Origin of the sequence: Centipeda periodontii DSM 2778 (genome assembly GCF_000213975.1) — a bacterium.
GTDB lineage: Bacteria > Bacillota > Negativicutes > Selenomonadales > Selenomonadaceae > Centipeda > Centipeda periodontii.
Map to the genome: position 1 here is coordinate 2,030,125 of NZ_GL892076.1, position 19,047 is coordinate 2,049,171.

The window sequence follows — 19,047 nt, forward strand, 5'->3', positions numbered from 1 at the left end:
AAGCTCATAAAAGCAAGCTTTCATTCGCTCCGTTCGACTTGCATGTGTTAAGCACGCCGCCAGCGTTCGTCCTGAGCCAGGATCAAACTCTCCGCTAATGTGAAGAGCCTGTTGGCTCAAAAGTTCATTCTTGTAAAAGAATTGTGTTTCGTTGACTGACATCAACGATGTTGCATCTGGCTTGTTAGAGTTTCCTCTAACGTGTTTTGCATTGTGTAGTTTTCAGGGTACATCCTGCACCATTCAGAGGCTTTCAGCGTTTTTCTTCGCTTTCATTTCCCTCATCGGCGCGACTGTCATAATATAACACAGGGAGCTGACTCTCGTCAACCCCCTTTTTTCATTTTTTCATCATTCTTTTTGAAAAAATCCCACGCGCCTTACGCGCTGTAAGTAAAATTGAGTTCTGTTCGCGCGGCAAGAAGGGGCGCGTTGGCATCTTTATCAGAGAGAACAGTAGGCGTGATCGGCCAGTCGACGCCAATCTCCGGATCATCCCAGCGGATATTGCCATCGCAGGCAGGCGCGTAGAGATTGTCCGCCTTGTACTGCACCTCGACATCATCGGTAAGTGTAATGAAGCCATGTGCAAATCCACGCGGAATAAAGAGCTGACGATAGTTCTCCGCCGACAGCTCCACACCAACCCATTTCGCATAGGTCGGCGAACCGCGACGAATGTCCACGGCAACATCGAAGATCGAACCACGCGAAACGCGCAGCAGCTTTGCCTGTGCCATGGGATTCAGCTGATAGTGCAGACCGCGCAGTGTCCCCTTCTGCGCCGAAAAGGAATGGTTGTCCTGCACAAAGTCAACGAAAATACCCGCGTCCTCCATCTTCTTTTTCGACCAGCTCTCCATGAACCAGCCACGTGCGTCACCAAACACTTGAGGCTCGAGGATGCGGACACCCACAAGTGCCGTTTCAATTACGTTCATATACGCGCTCCCTATACGTCCTTGATCAGTCGTTTCAAATAAACACCATACTCGTTCTTTGCAAGGGGTTCGGCGAGGCGAAGCACCTGCTCGGCATCGATGTAGCCCATGCGATAGGCAATCTCCTCGATGCAGGAGATCTTGAGCCCCTGCCGCGCCTGTATGGTCTGGACAAAGGTGGCAGCCGAGAGCAGCGACTCGTGCGTCCCCGTATCGAGCCATGCGTAACCGCGCCGCAGGCGCTCCACATGGAGTTTTCCCGCTGCAAGATATTCCTTGTTCACGTCGGTGATCTCAAGCTCGCCGCGCGCCGAGGGGCGAATGCCGCGCGCAATCTCGACAATATCACTGTCATAGAAGTAGAGCCCTGTGACGGCGTAGTTGGACTTCGGCTCTTTCGGTTTCTCCTCAAGCGTGAGCGCATTTCCTGCCTCGTCGAAGGAAACGACACCGTAACGCTCGGGATCGGACACATAGTAGGCAAACACGGTCGCCCCATCCTCACGACGCACGGTGCGCTGCAGGACCTGTGCAAAGTCGGAACCATAGAAGATGTTGTCACCGAGCACGAGCGCACAGCCCTCGCCCGCAACGAAATCCGCACCGATGATAAACGCCTGTGCGAGTCCATCCGGGCTTGGCTGCACGGCATACGATATGGAAATTCCAAGTTGACTGCCGTCGCCGAGCAACTCCCGATAGAGGGCGCTGTCATTCGGCGTTGTAATAATGAGGATGTCCCGTATCCCCGCGAGCATCAGCGCGCTCAAGGGATAATAGATCATTGGCTTGTCGTAGATCGGCATGAGCTGCTTCGATACGACCTTCGTGAGCGGATAGAGCCGCGTCCCCGAACCTCCCGCGAGGATAATTCCCTTCTGAATCATTCCGTCACCTCTCTGCATTTTATCTATGCTTTATTCTACGGTGTTTTCGCTTATAAAGCAAGAAGATATTGTTCTATCTATCCCATCAACGCAAAAAGCACCGCAGACGAGTCGTACTCCATCTACGATGCTTTTATCGTTATTCAATGTTTAGGAAGCACTGATAAATTCAGCACCATCATCTTGACGCATCTTTTATCAGGGGTTCCTTTACTTGTTCGTTCCGAACCACTTCTGATAAATCTTGTCATACTCGCCGTTCTCACGAAGTTTTTTGAGCGCATCGTTGATCTTCTTCTGGAGATCGGCGTTGTCCTTTGCCATCGCAATGCCGTAGTCCTCCGCCGAGAGTTTGTCCTCGAGGGACTTCACGCCGACCGCCTGTGTCTGCTTGATGTAGTAGTCGTTGACCGGGCGATCGTTCACAACAGCATCAACGCCGCGCGCTTTGAGCTCCATAAAGCAGTCTGCAGGCGTGTTGAGCTCGGTGACGGTAACACCTTCCATATCCTTGACCATGTTCGCGCTTGTCGTACCGATCTGTACGGCGACCTTGTGTCCCTTGAGATCCTTGAAGGACTTGATCGCCTCCTCATCGCTACGCACGACCATCGTAAGTCCCGACTGATAGTACGGATCGGAGAAGTTCACCTTCTGTGCACGTTCGTCGTTGATCGTCATACCACTGATGATGACATCGATATTCTTTGCCTGCAGAGCGGGAATGAGTCCGTCAAAGCCGATGTTCTGGATCTCCGCCTCGCTGCCCATCTCCTTGGCGATCGCGCGGATGAGATCCATATCGAAGCCCTGATAGTCCTTCTGTCCCTCATCCTGGAACTCAAACGGTGCAAAGTCAATCGCAGAGCCGACACGAAGCACCTTCGCCTCCTGTTTTGCCTGATCTGTGCCACCACCGCAGCCGACGAGGGCAAGGCTCACAAGAGCGCCGGTAAGAATGAGTGCCAATTTTTTCAGTTTCATAGGGAAACCTCCTCATACAGACGAAAACAAAAGAGGGACGCCGCAACGAATGCCGCAATCCCTCCATCGAAGGAGGCAGAGCCTCCTCAAAAATCCTTAGAAACGTGCTGCGCGCTTCGAGTTGAAGCAGTCGCGGCAGTAGACCGGACGATCCGTCTTCGGCTGGAACGGGACTTCCGTTTCCTTGCCGCACGCGGCGCAGGTCACGGGGAACATCTGACGCTCGCCGCTGCTCTGCTCGTCACGACTGCGACGACGCTTGTCACGGCAGTCACGGCAGCGTGCTGGCTCGTTCTCAAAGCCCTTCTCCGCGTAGAACTCCTGCTCACCGGCGGTGAATACGAAGTTGCCGCCGCATTCCTTGCATACGAGTGTCTTGTCTTCAAATGCCATTCTTCCACAATCTCCCTTGAAAAATATAGTTAGTCTCTCCATTCGCCGAACTGGGAAAGCGTTCACTGAGATTATGGTACGGTCAAGCGTTGATTACATAAACAAGGCTTCACTCGTTCATTGAACGACTATCAGGTCTTGAGGAACGGATTTCAACGCTCTGTATTATACAGATGTTTTTCATAAAGTGCAAGCATTTTTTCCATGCCTGAAAATATTGGTCAAAACAGGCTCTCCTGCACGTCCAGCCAGCTCTCCTGCCGCGCCGTGTGCATGCGGTCGCCTGCCTCCGCATGCCCGATGAGAAAGGGCGATGCGGGATCGTGGCGGCGACAATTTTTTTGGACACGCGTGAGATGTGTATTCGCGTAGCAGTAGCGACAGAGATGCGGGCAGCTGTCATAGGCACCGATGTCCGCACCGAGGTAGCAGTCACACTCCTTGCGCTGACGCTGATACTTGGGGAAGCGAATGCTCCGTCCGAGCGCGCGCTCGTAAATGCGCGGCGTCATGCAGCCGCCCGTATCTGCGCCGAATGCAGCGAGCTCTGCGCCGTCGCCGCAGGGATAGACGGTCATTCCATAGGTGCGTGCTGTCTCAACAATGTACGCGCCAAGTTCCAGCCGTTCGAGACGCGTGACATCGCGTGAGGCAGGAAAGTTGCGCCGTGTTTTTGCGTAACGCATGAGAAAGCTGATAACGACCATCTCAGTCGCGCCCGCAAGCGTCTCTGCCATCGCGGCGAACATCTGCTGATGCCAATTGATTGTATGGCGTTCGTCGATCATGATCGGATCGTAACGCCAGCCGATCGCACGCGTACCGACGATCATGGAGAGTTGCCGGAATGTGTGCGCGACCTCCTGCCATACGGGCACATTCGGCTCGATGTCCCTGCCGTAAGGAGTGATCGTGACATACCAGAATTGTCCGTACGGCGCGAGAAGTTGCATATGAGGAAGCATGGGCGCGGGATTCTTGGTACAGAAGGCGATGATGTCGACGACAGAGGGATCGAGACGGTAGCGCGTGACCTGCTGTGCATCATATGGGTTGCGTACGCACACTTCGCCCGCATGCAAGCGATTGACGAACCACGGCGCATAGAACGCAGGAATATCCGTACGCATACCCGTATGCAAAACCATGATGCTCCCCCCTTTTTCCCATAGAATAGCACAGATGAGCGCAAAGATAAATCCCCAACCGCGACAGCGATCGGGGATAGCGCGACCAAAAATTCTCAGAGATATCGAATCCAAACGTAGATATTCGAGATGATGATGGTGAAAATCATGACGGGGAACGCAATCTTCATAAAGCCGAGGAAGGAAATCGGTCGTCCGCGCTGCGCCGACATGGACGCGACAACGACGTTTGCACTCGCGCCGATGAGCGTACCGTTGCCGCCAAGGCATGCACCAAGAGCAAGCGACCACCACATCGGATCGAGATTCGTGAGCCCCATCTCACCCATATCCTGAATGAGCGGAATCAGCGTTGCAACGAATGGGATGTTGTCGATGAATGCGGATGCAATCGCGCTCATCCAGAGGATGAGGATCGCTGTCGCCTCGACATTGCCGCCCGTCGCCTTGATCGCTTCGGCGGCGAGCATACGGATAACACCCGTTTCGACCAGCGCACCGACGAGAATGAAGAGCCCGCCGAAGAAGAAGATCGCCGGCCACTCAATCTTGGAGAGCACCTTGACAATCGCACCTTCATCGCGCGTCGCCGTGAGGAGCAGGAGAAGTCCTGCGCCCGAGAGCGCAACGGTCGCGGACTCCAGGCCGAGACTGCCGTGCAGGACGAAGAGCGTGATCGTGAGGAAGATGACAGCGAGACATTTCTTCAGCAGTGCATGATCCGTGATCTGCGCGCCCGCCGGCAGACGCATGATCTTATCCTGCAGTTCGGGCTGCGTGTGCAGCCCCTTACGGTAGATCGCGATAAGAATGAATTGTACCAAGATAAAGATAATTATCGAGATGAGCGTCAGATTTTCCACGAATGCCATGAAGTCCAGTCCGACGGCACTGCCGATCATGATGTTCGGCGGATCGCCGATGAGCGTTGCCGTGCCGCCGATATTCGAGGAGAGAATCTGTGAGATCAGATACGGCATGACATCGACCTTGAGCTGCGACGTAATGCTGAAGGTGATCGGGACGGTCAGCAGAACCGTTGTGACGTTGTCAAGCAGAGCCGAGCAGACCATCGTAATGGTCGAGAGGACGACGAGGAGTGCAATTGGCTGTGCCTTGACTTTCTGCGCTGCCCAGATGGCAAGAAAGTTAAAGAGCCCTGTCTCGCTCGTGATATTGACAATAATCATCATGCCCATGAGGAGTCCAAGCGTGTTGAAATCAATGTGGTGAACCGCTGTCTCCTGCTCGATGATTCCGAAGAGTATCATGAGCATTGCGCCGAACAGTCCGACGATGGTGCGGTGCACCTTTTCGGAGATGATGAGCGCGTATGCGATGACGAAGATGACAATCGCCACAATCGTTGCATTTTCCATCATTTCACATCCTTTTTCTCGTTGCGAGAAATCCAGAAGTCACAAACAAATTGATCCGTGACTCCACATCACGTCGCCGTGATGATCACCTGCCGGCCCTTGCGCTGAATCTTGAGCTTATAGTGCTGTACGCCTTCCTGCGCCAGCGCAAGTTTCAGCTCCATCAGCGCGCGGCCGAGTTCATCCGTCTGCGCAGAGGAAAGCCCCGCACGGGCAAGGTCGGCGGGAGGAATGCGCTCTGCTTGCTGACGCGCGCGTTCCTCCTCCTGCCGCTCCTTTTTCAGCAGAACCTCGGCGAGGGTTTCCTCCTCCTCAAAGCCCTGCATCATATCCTTATCAGATCGGTTCTTCGGTATCTTTGCCACGGCAAACCTCCTCATACCGTCCGCATCGGGCGGCATATGTGCACCATCGGAAAAGAATCATTTCACCTTGCTCCACGAATCCTTAAGTCCGACAATGCGGTTGAACACTATATGATCCGGCGTTGTGTCCGGGTCAACAACAAAGTAGCCAACGCGCAGGAACTGATAATGTGCTCCTGCTGCCGTTAGGTAAACGCTCGGCTCGATCTTCGCATCCGTGAGGATCTCAAGCGAGTGCGGGTTCAGCGCGTCAATAAAGTGCTCCGGCTCCTCCTCACCCTCCGGGATGTCACGCAAAAGGCTCTCGTAGAGACGCACCTCCGCCGTGAGCGCGTGCTCTGCCGCAACCCACTGGATCGTCCCCTTCACCTTGCGGTTTGCAGCAACGCCGCCGCTCCGTGTCTCGCGATCGTAGGTGCAACGCAGCTCCGTGATCTCCCCCGCCGCATCCTTGACGACTTCCTCGCATTTGATGATGTAGGCGTGCTTGAGACGCACCTCCCCGCCCGGCTTCAGGCGGAAGAACTTTTTCGGCGCGTCCTCCATGAAGTCCTCGCGGTCGATATAGAGCTCACGCGCAAACGGTACATAGCGCTGTCCGCCGTGCGTGGGGCTGTTTTCTGCGAGCAGATATTCCGTCTCACCCGCGGGATAGTTCGTGAGGACGAGCTTCAGCGGGTGCAGTACGGCCATGACACGCGGCGCATTCTGATTCAGGTCATCGCGCACGCTGTGCTCAAGCATTGCATTGTCAACGGTGCTGTTGCTCTTAGCGACGCCGATCTCCTCACAGAACGCACGCACTGCCGCAGGCGGATATCCGCGGCGGCGCATCCCCGAGATGGTCGGCATACGCGGATCGTCCCAACCGCGCACATGCCCCTCCTCGACGAGCTGGCGCAGCTTGCGCTTGCTCGTGATCGCGCCCGAGAGGTTGAGCCGTGCGAACTCGATCTGACGCGGACGCTCTCCCGCCGGGAACCCCAGTGCCTCGAGCAGCCAGTCATAGAACGGACGGTGCTCCTCGAACTCGAGCGTGCAGAGGGAGTGTGTAATGCCCTCGATCGCATCCGAGATTGGGTGCGCAAAGTCATACATCGGATAGATGCACCACGCATCGCCCGTTCGATGATGGGGAACGTGCGCGATGCGGTAGATGACCGTGTCGCGCATAACGAGGTTCGGTGACGCCATGTCGATCTTCGCACGCAGGACGCGCGCACCATCGGGGAACTCACCCGCACGCATGCGCGTGAAGAGGTCGAGATTCTCCTCCACGGAGCGGCTGCGATATGGGCTTTCCCTGCCCGGCTCTGTCAGCGTGCCGCGATAGGCACGAATCTCCTCCGCCGAGAGATCGTCCACATAGGCAAGCCCCTTCTTTATCAATTCAACTGCATATTCATACATCTGCTCGAAGTAATCCGAGGCATAGAAGCAGCGATCGTCCCACGTAAAGCCGAGCCAGCGGATATCCTCCTGAATGGAGTCCACATACTCGACGTCCTCCTTCGTCGGATTCGTATCATCAAAGCGCAGGTTGCAGAGACCATTGTAGTCTTCGGCAACACCGAAGTTGAGGCAGATGGACTTTGCGTGCCCGACGTGCAGGTAGCCGTTCGGCTCTGGCGGGAAGCGCGTGTGAATCCCCTCCGCGTGCCGTCCTGCACGCAGATCCTCGTCGATGATATTTCGGATGAAATTCGATGTCTTTACGTCCGCCATGTCCCTACCCCTTTATCCGTATAATGCCAATCAATCGTTCCGTGCGCAGCACTGCTCGATATAGGTGCGCAGGCGCGCGACGCCCTCGGCAATCCCCTCCTGCGCCGGAAGGCTCTCAATGAATGCGTCCACATAGCCGCGTTCTACAATGCGGCGCAGTGTCCACATGAAATTGATGTCATAGATCCACATGAGCCGCACGATCTTGCGGTCGCCGTGCGTACGCAGCCGGTAGTAGTCCGCCTGCCTCCCCGCCGCAAAGTCTGCGATAAAGTCAGGGCTGACCTCCTGCGCCGCGTCCGACGGCACGAAGTTCGGCGCCTTTTCTGCCGCATCGGGCGCGAGGAACGGCAGGAGCACACGGTAGATGTCGAGTTTGTCCGCATCGCGGATCAGCTTTGCAAAAAACAGCTTGCGCTCGTCGTCTGTCGGTGCGATCTCTCTTTTATTGTGATACTTGATCGCAAAGCGCACAGTGTCGGCATCCTGCGGACGAAGGCGATCCAGAAAGGCGACCTCTTCCGCAAGCACCTTCAATCCGAGTTCCGCGTGATCCTCCGACATCGCATCGTTAAATGTCTGATAGACGGCATATTGTCGGAAGCGCCCAACATCATGAAAGAGACCGATGATCTCGGCAAGTGCCATATCGTGCGCATTGCAGCCGAGATGCTTTGCGAGCGCCCGCGCGTTCGTCGTGACATAGCCCGTATGAATCTCTTTCAGACGAATCCCGAGCATGACATCGGGATCATTCGTGCGGAAGGAACGCATATAGTCGTTCATCCATACATGCATCTCATGCAGCAGTTCTTTCATCTGCGTTCCTCCTTTCACATGCTTCCCTTAGCCCTGCGAAGCACTGACATAGGCATCGTCAAAATCCGTTGCAATCAGTGTCGCCTGTACTTTGCCCACCATCTCCGGCTGAACAACGATCCCCACAATAATATCGACCTCTGGATGTGCACGCTTGTGAATATACTGCACCGCCTCGTCCACATCGCGCAGACTCATCGTGGGATCGCCCGTAAGGTTGAGCACGACTCCACGTGCTCCCTCAATGCCGCGGTCGATCAGAGGACTCTTGATCGCCCTCAGCACCGCCTTCTGCGGGCTTTCGTCCACCCCGATGGCGAGCAGCGCGTCGCTCGATGTGCTCTGACGAAAGATCGTCGTCACATCGGAGAAGTCAACATTGATGATGCCCGTCGTGAGAATGAGCTCTGCCACGCAGCCTACCGTCTGTCGCAGGACCTCATCTGCGAGGGCAAAGGCATCGACGAAGGACATATTGCGGTCGGGTGCAATCTTGAGCAAGTTATCGTTGTGTATCGTGATAAAGGCGTCCGTATGCCCCTGCATACGTGCAATGCCCTCCTGCGCCGTCTGCATCTTGCGTGCCATCTCGAAGTGAAATGGCGTCGTCACAACGCCGATCGAGAGAATGCCCATGTCGCGAGCGATCTCCGCGACGACAGGAGCGGCCCCTGTTCCGAGTCCCCCGCCCATCGTCGCTGCGATAATGACGAGATCCGAACCCTCGAGCACGGCGCGGATCGCCCGCTCCTCCTCACGCGCCGCCTGCTCGCCGATCTCAACCCGTCCGCCCGTACCGCGCCCATTTGTCAGCTTCTCGCCGATGGGCAGAACCGTAATGCCCTGCTTGTGCAGGGTATTCAGCTGGCGCAGATCGGAGTTAATGCCGATGAGCGTGATATCGAGATCGTATTTCTCGTGCACACAGCGTACGATATTGTTGCCGCCGCCGCCAACGCCGACCACCTTGATTGTGATTTTCGGTTTGATAATTTCAGCTGCCGGCATAGTGTACTCCTTACAGAAGTGCCGATAAAATAGCGCTATAACACACCTTTTTCCGTGCCTCCCCGAATCTGTGCCATCAGCGCACCGCCGAGGAGGAGTGCGCAGCCCATAATCTGAACGCCGCTCATGGTCTCACCGAGAATGATCCACCCCGACACAGCAGCAAAAACCGCCTCCGTCGACAGGAGAATCGACGCCTGCATCGGCTCTACATATGCCTGCCCGAGAATCTGACAGGTGTAGGCGACGCCGCAGGAGAGAACCCCTGCGTAGAGAATCGGAATCGCCGCACGGACGACATCGCTCCACAGGAACGTTTCATAGACGGCGGCGAGCGCCGCGTTGCCGACCGTGCAGACGATCATCTCCATGAGACAGAGCTCGATGGCATCCACAGTGCTTGCATAGCGGTCAATGAGGAGAATCTGCGCCATCCAGAAGAAGGAGCAGATGAAGACGAGCAGATCGCCCGTATTGATCGTCAGCTCCCCATAGGCGGAGAGGAAGTAAACACCGATGAACGCAAGCAGTGCGCCTCCCCACTGCGCCACGCGGACGCGCTGACCGAGCAGAACCGCAGCGAGCGGTACGAGCACGATATACAGCGTCGTGATGAACGCCGTCTTACCCGCCGTCGTATAGAGGAGTGCGACCTGTTGGAGCGTCACGCCGATGAACATCGCAACTCCGACGGGAATCCCCGGGAGAAATCCCGAGCGAAATGTCCCCGCGCGCCGCTCGTCCGCGCGCTTGCCGCGATAAGCGAACCAGAGCGCCCCCATAAACAGCGTTCCAAGAGCAAAGCGGAATGCCGCATAGGTGTAAGGACCAAGCCCCTCCATCCCGAGAACCTGAGCAACGAACGTCGTTCCCCAGAAGAACGACGCCGCAAGCAACATCAGATTTCCGCGCATGGATCAGAGCACCTTCGACAGGAAGCTGCGCGTACGCTCCTCCTTTGGATGCTCGAACACCTCGCGCGGCACCCCAGACTCGATGATGCGCCCCTCGTCCACGAAGAGCAGGCGGTCGCCCACCTCGCGGGCAAAGCCCATCTCATGCGTGACAACGACCATCGTCATGCCCTCGTTTGCAAGTGCACGCATGACATCGAGCACCTCGCCGACCATCTCTGGGTCGAGCGCCGAGGTCGGCTCATCGAAGAGCATGACCTTCGGGTGCATGGCGAGCGCACGCGCGATCGCGACGCGCTGCTGCTGACCGCCCGAGAGATTGTCAGGATAGGCATCCGCCTTTTCTGCAAGTCCCACACGTGCGAGCAGTTCGCGTGCCGTCTTTTCGGCTGCATCACGAGAAACGTGCTTGACCTTCATCGGCGCGAGCATGATGTTCTCAAGCACTGTCATATGAGGAAAGAGGTTGAAGCGTTGAAACACCATGCCTACCTCTTCGCGCACCTTGTTAATATTTGCCTCACTCGAAAGCGTGATACCGTCAACGACGACCTCGCCCCCCGTCGGCTCCTCGAGGTGGTTCATGCAACGGAGCAATGTACTTTTACCGGATCCCGAAGGGCCGATAATAACGACGACCTCTTTCTCATCAATCGAGAGGTCGATCCCCTTCAGCACCTCATCCGTACCAAATGACTTGCGGAGGCCCTTAATCTCAATCATGGACACGATACCTCCGTTCCAGATATGCGACAAAGCGCGAAATCGTCAGCGTCATCACGAGATAGATAACGGCGACACTCATCCATATTTCAAACGAGCCGTACGTCTTTGCAATGATGAGCTGTCCCCGACGCGTCAGCTCCTCGAAGCCGATGACCGACACAAGGGAGGAGTCCTTCAGCATGGCGATGAACTCATTGCCAAGCGGCGGGATGACGCGTTTGAATGCCTGCGGCACGATGATGTAGCGCATGGTCTGCAACCACGTCATGCCGAGCGAACGCCCCGCCTCCATCTGTCCGTCGTCGACCGACTGGATGCCCGCACGGAAAATCTCCGCCACGTATGCACCCGAGTTGATGCCGCACGCAGAGATTGCCGCAATGAATGGGTCGATGCGCTGCCCCGTGATGACCGGCAGGGCAAAGTAAAAGAGAAAGATCTGCACGAGCAGCGGCGTCCCGCGAAAGAATTCCACGTAGACCTCCGCGAGCATCCGAAGTACACGCAGATTCGAGATGCGCGCCACACCGACAATCAGACCGATCACAAAGCCGATCGCCGTCGACAGCATCGTAATCTGTATCGTAACCCCCGCACCGATGAGCAGTAGCGGAAATGAGTTGACGACGAGATTCATATCAAAGTTCATAAGTTCATCCATTCTCCCTGTATAGATTCATAATTCCCATGATATTCCTGCATAAATAGCCGTTCTCCATATTATATTTCAATCAAAGAGTGGTGTCAATAAATTCGCGCTCTTTGTCGAAATCGAATCACGTCAATCGCGAAAAAATACACCCCACGAGCCGGTGATGAGCACCGGCTCGTGGGGTGCTTAAGGAATTGCAGTTTCCTTTACAACTTCTTGGACAGCGCCTCAATGTTGTCGGACATCGCCTTTGCCTCCTCAACGGACGCGCTGATCTCCTTCATGTTCGCCGCCTGATTCTCGATCAGACCGTTGATGGACTTGATGCGCTCGGTAATATGATTCGCCGCCTTTCCCATGGAGCCGAGTTCTTCAAGGATTTTGCTCGCGGCATCACGGCTGCTGTCGGCAAGTTTTCCAACCTCCTCCGCCACAACAGAGAAGCCGCGCCCTGCCTCGCCCGCACGGGCAGCCTCAATGGAGGCATTCAGCGAGAGAAGGTTTGTCTGCTTCGAGATCGTCATGACAAGCTCGGACATCTTGAGCGTGTTCTCCGTCTGGCTGCGCGTATCCTCCGCCGCCTTTGTGATCTCCTCCTGTACGTTCGAGATCTCCATCGTGCGCTCCATCGTCTGGCTCACACTCTCTGTGATCGTGTCGATGGACGCATACAGACTGCTGAGCATCGTCTCAAGCTCGCTATAGAACTTTTCCTTCTTCTGCGATGTCTGCTCAAGCTCTTCCGATTTCCGCCTCTCCTCATCGATATCGACAAAGACGCCGATGATCTCCTCCGGATGTCCACTCTTGTCGCGTACGACGTTGCCGGAGGCATGATACCAGCGGTAGCTGCCGTCATGGATCTTCAGGCGATAGTCCGCATTGTATGTCGTATGACCACTGAGATCTCGGATACAGGCGTTAAACGAGGAGAATGTCCCCTCCACATCATCCGGGTGCAGACGTGAACTCCACGACTCAATCGTGTTCGGGAAGTCCGACTCCCCACGGAAACCGATCATGCGGCGAAACTCATCCGACCAGATCGCATAGGCGATGCTGAAATCCGGATTGATCTTCATATACCACATGCCGGAGTTGATCGCCTCATTGACCGTACGGAGACGGAAACGCTGGTACTCAAGTTCCTCGTTCACGCAGTCAATCAATTCATTCAACTCAGCTGCATATGGCTCATTACTGCGCAGTTTTGTGAAAAGCTCATTTTTCTCATGTCCCGCAACGATTCCCTGAATCGCTCCCGCGAAATCGTGTGCCCCGCCTGTTCCGTTATTCTTGTCTAACAATTGCATTCCCTCCAAAAAGTTTTAGGAATCACTGATAAATGCGCCAAGACGATGGTGCTGAATTTATCCGTGCTCCCTTTACTCCCACTGTTACGCTTATTGTATCATATCAGAGCATATATGCAAGCAGGAGTTGAGATAAAGCTTGATTTGCTTTTCCGATAAACTTGACTTTGGAAATCGGTCAAACGCAGTACGGACGGAACGTGCACATGCGGAGTTGCCATCCGATGCTCTGCTCGACTATGTCGAGGAACGTCTGGAACTTTTGGAATTTCTGCGGCGAAAGATTGACACGCTCAACAAATAGAAAAATCCCCTTCGACGAATCGTCTCCGTCAAAGGGGATTCTTTTAGGAATCGCTGATAAAATTATCAGTGCTTCCTATATATTCAGCGGATGTGCATGCGCTGTGCCTGCGCGCGCAGACGCGCGATGCGCTCCTGCGTGTCCGGATGAGTCGAGAACAAGCTCTTGAACGAGATGTCACGCCCCGTGAGCGGATTGATGATGCACATGTGTGCCGTCGCGGGCGTTGCCTCCGGCAAGGGTGCGCCGTGCACGGCGTAGTACTCGATCTTCTCGAGTGCCGAGGCGAGGTAGTTCGGGTTGCCGCAGATCTCTGCGCCCCCCTCGTCCGCACTGTACTCACGCGAGCGCGAGATCGCCATCTGGATGAGCGCCGCCGCAATCGGTGCGATAATCGCCGTCGCGATGAGACCGATGATGCCGCCGCGATCGTCGTCGCTCGAACGCCCGCCTCCAAAGATAGCCGCCCACTGGGCGATGCTCGCCGCATAGGAGATGACGGTCGCCATCGTCGCTGCAATCGTCGAGATGAGAATGTCACGGTGCTTTACATGCGCGAGCTCATGACCGAGTACCCCCGAGATTTCGTTGTAGTCGAGCGCACGCATGAGCCCCGTCGTCACAGCGACCGCCGCGTTCGAGGGATTGCGCCCCGTCGCGAATGCGTTCGGCGCATCCTCGTTGATGATGTAGACGCGCGGCATTGGGAGCCCTGCACGCTCCGCAAGCTTCTCAACGAGCCCATAGAGCTCCGGGGCACTCGCACGATCCACCTCGCGTGCATGATACATGCTGAGCACCATACGATCGGAGAACCAGTACGAGAAGAAGTTCATGCCAAGCGCGATGATGAGCATGACAGTCATACCCGTATGTCCGGCGAAGATGCCGCCGAGAGCAACCATGAGCGCCATGAGGAGCGCCATAAGCATTGTCGTCTTAAGTGTGTTCATAGGCTTCTTCCTCCTTGTCGCGACAAATTCTTTGTCCTTTTGACTATATCATACAGGGACATTATGGAAAAAGGCTGGAATCCTCTCAAATCGTTTCGAAATTGACCAGTTTCGCGTCAAAGATACCGTCAATGGCGAGCAAGCGTGCGAGCGTATCGTCGGGGATGTCGTGATCAATCGTGAGTGCCATGATGCTCATCCCCTCACGTTTTGACTTGCCCACCTGCATGGACGAAATGTTGATGCCCGCCTCGCCCATAATAGAACCGACTGTGCCGATGACACCGGGACGGTTGATATGCGGACAGATGAGGAGGCGTGCGTGTGGATCGATATCCACGCGGAAGCCGTTGATCCGCACGATACGTCCATCGGTGCCGAAGAGTGCGCCCTGAACCTCTGCCGTGCCCGCTTCTGCCGTACCCGCCGCTGTCGTGACACGCACGGTGATGAGCGTCGAATAGTGCGAGTTTTCCTTTTCCTTGATCTCCGTCACCTTGATGCCGCGCGATTTCGCGACACTCGGGGCGTTGACGTAGTTGATCTCGCTCTCGAGGATGGGATTGAGCATGCCTTTGAGAATCGCCGTCGTAAGGAAACTCGTGTTGACCTCCGTAATCTCGCCGTTGTAGATGACCTCCACATGGGAGATGGGTCCTTCGGCGAGCGAACAAACGGTACAACCGAGCTGCTCCGCGAGTGTGATGTAGGGACGGATGACGCGCATGACTTCCTTCGATACGGGCGCCATGTTGACCGCTGCCGTCACAGGCTCACCACGCAGTGCCGCGCGAATGCCCTCTGCCACGTCTACGGACACACCGATCTGTGCCTCCACCGTGGATGCACCGAGGTGTGGCGTGAGCACGATTCCCGGAACATCGCGCAGAGGGCTGTCCTCTACGAGCGGCTCGCTCTCGAACACATCGATCGCTGCGCCCGCAACGATTCCTTCCTTGATCGCCGCCGCCAGATCCTTCTCGTTGATGATGCCGCCGCGCGCGCAGTTTACGAGGCGCACGCCCGGCTTCATCTTGCGCATTTGATTCATGGAGATCATACCGCGCGTTTCCTTCGTGAGCGGCATGTGCACGGTGATAAAGTCCGCCGCCGCAAAGATATCGTCCAGTGTTCCCACGGTCACGCCGAGCGCCTTGGCTCTCTCTTCATTGATATACGGATCATAGGCGATAATGTTCATATCAAAGGCGAGCGCGCGTTTTGCGACCCCACTGCCGATGCGCCCCATACCGATGACGCCGAGTGTCTTGCCACGCAGCTCCACGCCGACGTACGCCTTACGGTTCCACTCTCCCGCATGCATGGTCGCATCCGCCACAGGAATGTTGCGCGCCATCGAGAGCATCATCGCCATCGTGTGCTCTGTCGCCGCGATCGTGTTGCCGCCCGGCGAGTTAATGACGATAATGCCGCGCTCCGTCGCCGCCTTCACGTCGATGTTGTCGACACCGACGCCCGCACGCCCAATGATCTTCAGTTTATCCGCGCGCGCGAGCACGTCCGCCGACACCTTCGACGCCGAGCGCACCATGAGTGCGTCATAGTCACCGATGATCTCCACAAGCTCTTCATGCGAGATCTTGTCACGCACATCAACTTCATACTCTGCCAGCAGACCAATCCCCTCGGGTGAAATCCCATCCGCAGCCAAAATCTTCATCCGTTAGCCCTCCCATGCGGCGCTTTGGCGCACATCGTTTCTTTTACACAGTGTACGGCTCATTATAGTCAAAAGAGGCGTCCGGTGTCAAATATTTCGACGGGGTTCTATGATAGCGGATTTCGCCGTTCAATCGAAGGGCGTTTAGATGTAGAGAATTTTCCGCCGAAGTGTGGGCAAAAAGATGCGTCAATTTCCCCCACGCAAAGAGGCTGTTGCACGAAACAAAACGTACAACAGCCTCTTTTTGATTTCAGCTATTCTGACAGGTTCTTTCGCTGTTTTTCGAAGATCATCCTATCATATGAAAAGATATTCTCTTACACCGCAGCGGCTTCCGACTCGTCCGCTTCGATGCCGAACATTGCCATATCGTCCTCGACGTTCGTGATGCCGCCGATGCCGAAGGTCTCGACGAGCACCTTTGCGACATTCGGAGAGAGGAACGCGGGGAGCGTGGGTCCGAGGTGGATGTTCTTCACGCCGAGGTGGAGCAGCGCGAGGAGAACGATGACAGCCTTCTGCTCGTACCACGCGATATTGTACGCAATCGGGAGCTTGTTCACATCATCCAGACCGAATACTTCCTTAAGCTTCAGCGCAATCAGCGCAAGCGAATAGGAGTCGTTGCACTGCCCTGCGTCAAGGACACGCGGGATACCGCCGATGTCGCCGAGATCCTTCTTGATATACTTGTATTTCGCGCAGCCCGCCGTGAGAATGACCGTGTCATGCGGCAGAGCCTCAGCGAACTCAGCATAGTACTCACGCGACTTCATACGGCCATCGCAGCCCGCCATGACGACGAATTTCTTGATCGCGCCGCTCTTCACCGCCTCGACAACCTTGTCCGCGACGGCAAAGACCTGCTCATGCGCGAAGCCGCCGACGATCTCGCCCGTCTCCAGCTCCGTCGGAGGCGCGCACTTCTTCGCACACTCGATGACGGGTGTAAAGTCCTTCTCACCGTTCACGAGAGGGATGTGCGTGCAGCCCGGCACGCCGACCGCAGCCGTCGTAAAGAGGCGATCCTTGTAGCTGTCCTTCGGCGGAACGACACAGTTCGTCGTCATGAGGATCGCGCCATTAAACTTCTCGAACTCCTCTTTCTGCAGCCACCATGCGTTGCCGTAGTTGCCGACGAGGTTGTCGTACTTCTTGAATGCGGGGTAGTAGTGCGCGGGGATCATCTCGCCATGCGTATAGACATCGACGCCCGTGCCCTTCGTCTGCTCCAAGAGACGCTCAAGATCCTTGAGGTCATGCCCGGAGATGAGGATACCGGGGCGGTTACGAACGCCGAGGTTGACCTTTGAGATCTCGGGATGACCGTACGTGCCCGTGTTCGCACCGTCGAGGAGTGCCATCCCCGCAACGCCCCACTTGCCCGTCTCAAGCACGAGCGCCGTCAGCGCATCGCCATCCATCGTATCATCGAGCAGCTGTGCCAGCGCGTGCTGCATGAATGCGTCGATCTCCTCGTTCTCGTGACCGAGCGCATTTGCGTGCTCGACATAGGCGGACAGCCCCTTCAGACCGTACGTCGTCAGCTCACGCAGGCTGCGTACATCCTCGTTCTCCGTCGCGAGCACGCCGACCGTCTTCGCCTTTGCCTCGAACTCTGCACGCGGCGCCGTCCAATGTGCCGCCTCTGGCAGATGCGACGCATCAGAGAGCTGCCCAAGCAGATCCGCCTTGATCGCAAGCGTCTCCTCAATCACGTCCATGATCGCCTCGCGGTCGAAGTTCGCATTCGTGATCGTAATGAAGAGGTTCATCGTCACGCGATGGTTCACCTCGATGGCAACCTTCTTGCCCGCTGCGCGCAGTGCCGTCGTCACCGCGCCGAGCCCCTTCGTCACATAGACGAGCAGATCCTGCATGTCGGCGACATCCGGCTTCTTGCCGCAGACTCCCTGCACCGTGCAGCCCTTGCCACCCGCTGTCTCCTGACACTGATAACAAAACATTTTAGCATCCATGAGAAACTCTCCTTTGCGATATATCCAATACACATTTGTTGTCTTGATTATAGCAAAGGGCTTTCTCAATAGATGTAACATATGTTACCAGTCAATAATCAATAAAAGTTCTCACTTTAAGAAGAAGCCCTCGCCACTCTGTTGTAAAGCAACAGTGCGGTGAGAGCTTCTTATTGTAAACAGTTCAGTCATCCAGCTTCTTGAGTACATCCTCACCAAGCAAATCAGCCAGCTTTGCCTTTGCCTGCGCACGAATCTCATCGGTGATATAGATCTGCGCAAGCGCGACCGCCGTCGCAATCGCGATCGCATCATCGGCAAATCCGATGCCTGGCAGCATATCCGGAATCAGATCAAGCGGCGAGATCAGATAGCCTAGCGCGCCGATGATGCCCGCCTTGATCTTTGTGGGGCAATTCGGTGACTGTGCCACATAGAAGAGCAGTAGTGCCTGATAGATCACCTTCACACCGATCTTGGCAATGTTCTTGCGGATCTTGTCCCACAGCCCCGCCTCAGAATACTTGTCCTCATACTTCTCAAAGTCCAGATTCTCAATTTCCTCGACCTTGATATCCTCCTGCGTACTCATGTGATTACCTCCTGTTTTCTTTCAACCAATACCCGAACTGCATATTCTGAATTCCTATTGACAAAATCACGCCCTTACATTCATTGCCTCCTCTGATAAAATAGACCCTCAGATTGGCGTAGACTTTTTCGTCCGATTGAGGAGGAAAACCGCACGCAGAGCGGTGCTCTGTGGAAGATCGAGGGCAAAAAGAAGGAAAAAATGCGCCAAGATGATGACCTTGAATTTATCAGTGATTCCCTAACTCATAGGGATCAACATTAGAATCCACGTCATTCTCC

At 55.6% G+C, this 19,047-nt stretch carries 19 protein-coding genes; 1 reads left to right on the forward strand and 18 read right to left on the reverse strand.

Features of this window, described 5'->3' with window-relative positions; translation table 11 throughout:
* Positions 1-380 precede the first annotated feature (380 nt).
* The 14 genes from rfbC to HMPREF9081_RS09290 form a co-directional block, all read right to left on the reverse strand.
* The gene (gene rfbC / locus HMPREF9081_RS09225; protein ID WP_006306939.1) at positions 381-941 is read right to left on the reverse strand and encodes a dTDP-4-dehydrorhamnose 3,5-epimerase; all 561 of its coding nucleotides are present in this window, start codon (positions 939-941) and stop codon (positions 381-383) included.
* Positions 942-952: 11 nt separating this feature from the next.
* On the reverse strand, positions 953-1,828 hold the full coding sequence (rfbA, locus tag HMPREF9081_RS09230) for a glucose-1-phosphate thymidylyltransferase RfbA (RefSeq protein ID WP_040394964.1): 876 nt from the start codon (positions 1,826-1,828) through the stop codon (positions 953-955).
* 210 nt (positions 1,829-2,038) lie between these two features.
* Positions 2,039-2,812, reverse strand: coding sequence for a basic amino acid ABC transporter substrate-binding protein (locus tag HMPREF9081_RS09235; protein ID WP_006306941.1), 774 nt, complete (start codon positions 2,810-2,812; stop codon positions 2,039-2,041).
* A gap of 96 nt (positions 2,813-2,908) precedes the next feature.
* A complete protein-coding gene (locus tag HMPREF9081_RS09240) occupies positions 2,909-3,205 on the reverse strand; it encodes a zinc-ribbon domain containing protein (protein ID WP_040394965.1) in 297 nt (98 codons plus the stop codon).
* A gap of 221 nt (positions 3,206-3,426) precedes the next feature.
* Positions 3,427-4,353, reverse strand: coding sequence for a DUF1848 domain-containing protein (locus HMPREF9081_RS09245; protein WP_006306945.1), 927 nt, complete (start codon positions 4,351-4,353; stop codon positions 3,427-3,429).
* 95 nt (positions 4,354-4,448) lie between these two features.
* Entirely contained in the window at positions 4,449-5,735 is a 1,287-nt protein-coding gene (locus HMPREF9081_RS09250; RefSeq protein WP_006306946.1) for an ArsB/NhaD family transporter, read from the reverse strand.
* 65 nt (positions 5,736-5,800) lie between these two features.
* On the reverse strand, positions 5,801-6,097 hold the full coding sequence (locus HMPREF9081_RS09255) for a hypothetical protein (RefSeq protein ID WP_040394967.1): 297 nt from the start codon (positions 6,095-6,097) through the stop codon (positions 5,801-5,803).
* Between the two features lie 57 nt (positions 6,098-6,154).
* Entirely contained in the window at positions 6,155-7,822 is a 1,668-nt protein-coding gene (locus tag HMPREF9081_RS09260) for a glutamine--tRNA ligase/YqeY domain fusion protein (protein ID WP_006306948.1), read from the reverse strand.
* 30 nt (positions 7,823-7,852) lie between these two features.
* Positions 7,853-8,641 (reverse strand): HD domain-containing protein, encoded by a 789-nt coding sequence (locus HMPREF9081_RS09265; RefSeq protein ID WP_006306949.1) that lies wholly within the window; start codon positions 8,639-8,641, stop codon positions 7,853-7,855.
* A 27-nt stretch (positions 8,642-8,668) separates the two neighbouring features.
* The gene (locus tag HMPREF9081_RS09270; RefSeq protein ID WP_006306950.1) at positions 8,669-9,649 is read right to left on the reverse strand and encodes a cell division protein FtsZ; all 981 of its coding nucleotides are present in this window, start codon (positions 9,647-9,649) and stop codon (positions 8,669-8,671) included.
* 35 nt (positions 9,650-9,684) lie between these two features.
* Positions 9,685-10,563: a DMT family transporter gene (locus HMPREF9081_RS09275; RefSeq protein WP_006306951.1), complete on the reverse strand. Its 879-nt coding sequence runs from the start codon at positions 10,561-10,563 to the stop codon at positions 9,685-9,687.
* Between the two features lie 3 nt (positions 10,564-10,566).
* On the reverse strand, positions 10,567-11,286 hold the full coding sequence (locus HMPREF9081_RS09280; protein WP_006306952.1) for an amino acid ABC transporter ATP-binding protein: 720 nt from the start codon (positions 11,284-11,286) through the stop codon (positions 10,567-10,569).
* Positions 11,279-11,938, reverse strand: coding sequence for an amino acid ABC transporter permease (locus tag HMPREF9081_RS09285; protein WP_040395589.1), 660 nt, complete (start codon positions 11,936-11,938; stop codon positions 11,279-11,281). The genes HMPREF9081_RS09280 and HMPREF9081_RS09285 overlap by 8 nt, the downstream gene beginning before the upstream one ends.
* Before the next feature lie 209 nt (positions 11,939-12,147).
* Complete coding sequence (locus HMPREF9081_RS09290; protein WP_006306954.1) at positions 12,148-13,248, reverse strand: methyl-accepting chemotaxis protein; 1,101 nt, start codon at positions 13,246-13,248, stop codon at positions 12,148-12,150.
* Between the two features lie 145 nt (positions 13,249-13,393).
* Between HMPREF9081_RS09290 and HMPREF9081_RS13945 the strand changes: the two genes are divergently transcribed.
* The gene (locus tag HMPREF9081_RS13945; protein WP_006306955.1) at positions 13,394-13,558 is read left to right on the forward strand and encodes a hypothetical protein; all 165 of its coding nucleotides are present in this window, start codon (positions 13,394-13,396) and stop codon (positions 13,556-13,558) included.
* Between the two features lie 83 nt (positions 13,559-13,641).
* Here HMPREF9081_RS13945 and htpX read toward each other — a convergent pair whose 3' ends face one another.
* The 4 genes from htpX to HMPREF9081_RS09310 all read right to left on the reverse strand — a co-directional run bounded on the left by htpX (position 13,642) and on the right by HMPREF9081_RS09310 (position 18,766).
* Positions 13,642-14,511, reverse strand: coding sequence for a zinc metalloprotease HtpX (htpX, locus tag HMPREF9081_RS09295; protein WP_006306956.1), 870 nt, complete (start codon positions 14,509-14,511; stop codon positions 13,642-13,644).
* A gap of 85 nt (positions 14,512-14,596) precedes the next feature.
* Positions 14,597-16,192 (reverse strand): phosphoglycerate dehydrogenase, encoded by a 1,596-nt coding sequence (gene serA / locus HMPREF9081_RS09300; RefSeq protein WP_006306957.1) that lies wholly within the window; start codon positions 16,190-16,192, stop codon positions 14,597-14,599.
* 320 nt (positions 16,193-16,512) lie between these two features.
* Positions 16,513-18,174: a hydroxylamine reductase gene (hcp, locus tag HMPREF9081_RS09305; protein ID WP_040394969.1), complete on the reverse strand. Its 1,662-nt coding sequence runs from the start codon at positions 18,172-18,174 to the stop codon at positions 16,513-16,515.
* 184 nt (positions 18,175-18,358) lie between these two features.
* Positions 18,359-18,766: a YkvA family protein gene (locus HMPREF9081_RS09310; RefSeq protein WP_006306959.1), complete on the reverse strand. Its 408-nt coding sequence runs from the start codon at positions 18,764-18,766 to the stop codon at positions 18,359-18,361.
* Positions 18,767-19,047 lie beyond the last annotated feature (281 nt).